At 74.6% G+C, this 2,289-nt stretch carries 2 protein-coding genes; one reads left to right on the forward strand and one right to left on the reverse strand.

Annotated features, from left to right (window positions below):
• Window positions 1–1,325 (forward strand): aldehyde dehydrogenase (NADP(+)) (locus ACI3KX_RS22010; protein WP_404911085.1); only part of this gene is annotated, 1,325 nt, incomplete at its 5' end.
• A gap of 465 nt (window positions 1,326–1,790) precedes the next feature.
• Here ACI3KX_RS22010 and ACI3KX_RS22015 read toward each other — a convergent pair.
• Window positions 1,791–2,289, reverse strand: a 499-nt coding sequence (locus tag ACI3KX_RS22015; RefSeq protein ID WP_404911086.1) for a glycerate kinase, incomplete at its 5' end; no start/stop codon positions are given.

The following is a 2,289-nucleotide window of genomic DNA, read 5'->3' on the forward strand; positions in this document are numbered from 1 at the left end:
TCGGCGATCTCGACGAGCTCGTCGAGATCGCCGACGCGGAGACGCGGCTCGGCGCGACGCGCCTTCGCGGCGAGGTCGGCCGCACCACTGGCCAGCTGCGCCTGTTCGCGACGGTCGTCGAGGAGGGCTCGTACCTCGAGCTCACCGTCGACGACGCCGACGCCTCGGCCACCCCGCCGCGTCCCGAGCTGCGCCGCATGCTCGTGGGGGTGGGGCCGGTCGCGGTGTTCTCGGCATCGAACTTCCCCTTCGCGTTCTCGGTGGCGGGCGGCGACACCGCCTCGGCCCTCGCCGCAGGAAACCCCGTCATCGTGAAGGCGCACTCGGGCCACCCTCGCCTGTCGGAGCGCACGGCCGCGATCGTCGCCGCCGCGCTCGTCGACGCCGGCGCCCCCGAAGGATCCCTCGCGCTGGTCGAGGGCCGCGAAGCCGGCAACGCGCTCGTGCAGCATCCCGTCATCCAGGCCGCCGGCTTCACCGGCTCGCTCGGCGGCGGACGCGCCCTCTTCGACCTCGCGGCCGGACGCCCCGACCCCATCCCGTTCTACGGCGAGCTGGGCTCGGTCAACCCGGTCGTGATCACCCCCGCCGCGGTCGCCGCGCGCGGCGAGGCGCTCGCCCAGGGTCTCGTCGGATCGTTCACGCTCGGCGTGGGCCAGTTCTGCACCAAGCCCGGCGTCGTCTTCGTACCCGAGGGTGCCGGCTTCGAGGACCTCGTCGCGGGCTTCGCGGAGGGCTCGAGCGGCGGACCGCTCCTCACCGACCGCATCACCGCCGCCTTCCCGTCGGGCATCGAGCACCTCGAAGCCGACCCGTCGGTGGTCGTCGTGGCGCACGGCATGCCCGCGGAGCCCGGCTCGGCCCAGCCTGTGGTGCTGTCGACGGATGCCGCGGCCGTCGCCGCGCGCCCCGAGACGCTGCTGGAGGAGTGCTTCGGCCCGGTCACGCTGCTCGTGCGCTACTCGTCGGACGAGGAGCTGCACGCCGCCCTCGAAGCGGTGCCGGGATCGCTGACCGCGACGCTGCACTCCGAGCCGTCGGACGACGTCGCGGCCGTGCTCGAGGTGCTGACCCGCAAGGCCGGACGCGTGCTCTTCGCCGGGTGGCCGACCGGCGTGGCCGTCACCTGGTCGCAGCAGCACGGCGGTCCGTGGCCGGCGACGACCTCGCTGCACACCTCGGTGGGCGCGACGGCGATCCGCCGGTTCCTGCGGCCCGTGGTGTTCCAGGACGCTCCCGAGGCCCTGCTGCCCGAGGTGCTCCGCGACGCCAGCCTCGCGTCGCTGCCGCACCGCCGCAACGGCGTACTCCACACCGGCCGCTGAGCAGGCCGGTCGCTGAGCCGGCCGGTCGCTGAGCCGGCCGGTCGCTGGGCCTGTCGAAGGGCGTCCAGCGGCGGGCCGGCGCCTCTGGATCCCCACGCGTTTCGTCCCGCTCGGTCCTCCCTCGCTCAACGACCGGAAACAACGGAGCACGCCCAACCTCCGGCCGCCCGGCGCCTCTGGATCCCCACGCGTTTCGTCTCGCTCGTTCCTCCCTCGCTCAACGACCGGAGACAACGGAGCACGCACAGACGGCGGGCGCGATCTGGCGCGCGCGGCCAACGACCGGAATCCGGGAGTACCGGATCCCCCACGCGTTTCGTCTCGCTCGTTCCTCGCTCGCTCAACGACCGGAAACAACGGAGCATGCACAACCTCCGGCCGCCCGACGGCTCGCTCGGCCACCGCGTGATTCCGGTCGTTGAGCGGAGGGCGCTCTGGCGCCCGCAGACGAAACGCCTCGAACCTTCACGACACCCGGGGATCGGCTGCGCCGTCAGCGCTCGGCGACCGCCGCGCGAGCTGCGCGCCCGCCTGCTCGAGCCAGCGCCCGGCGTCTGCCATCGCCGCCGCACCCGAGCCGGCGAGCTCCGTAAGCGACGCCGTCGCGGCGAAGTCCGAGACATCGGCGTCCGCCGTGATCCGACCCGCGACCAGTCCGACCGGCACGCCCGCCGAGGTGGCGATCGCCGCCACGTGGGCCGGGACCTTGCCGGCGGCCGACTGACCGTCGTACGAGCCCTCGCCCGTGACGACGAACGACGCCTGGGCCACGGCATCGGCCAGTCCCACCAGGTCTGCCACCGCCGCCGAGCCGGGCACGAGCCGGGCGCCCCACGCCAGCAGGCCGAAACCGGTGCCGCCCGCTGCACCGGCGCCCGCGGCATCCGGATCCGCGTCCACCAGCGCCGCCAGGCGCGCGAGCCCCGCGTCCAGCGCGAGGACGTCGTCCGGGTCCGCGCCCTTC

The organism is Microbacterium sp. ZW CA_36 (assembly GCF_044987475.1).
Lineage (GTDB): Bacteria > Actinomycetota > Actinomycetes > Actinomycetales > Microbacteriaceae > Microbacterium.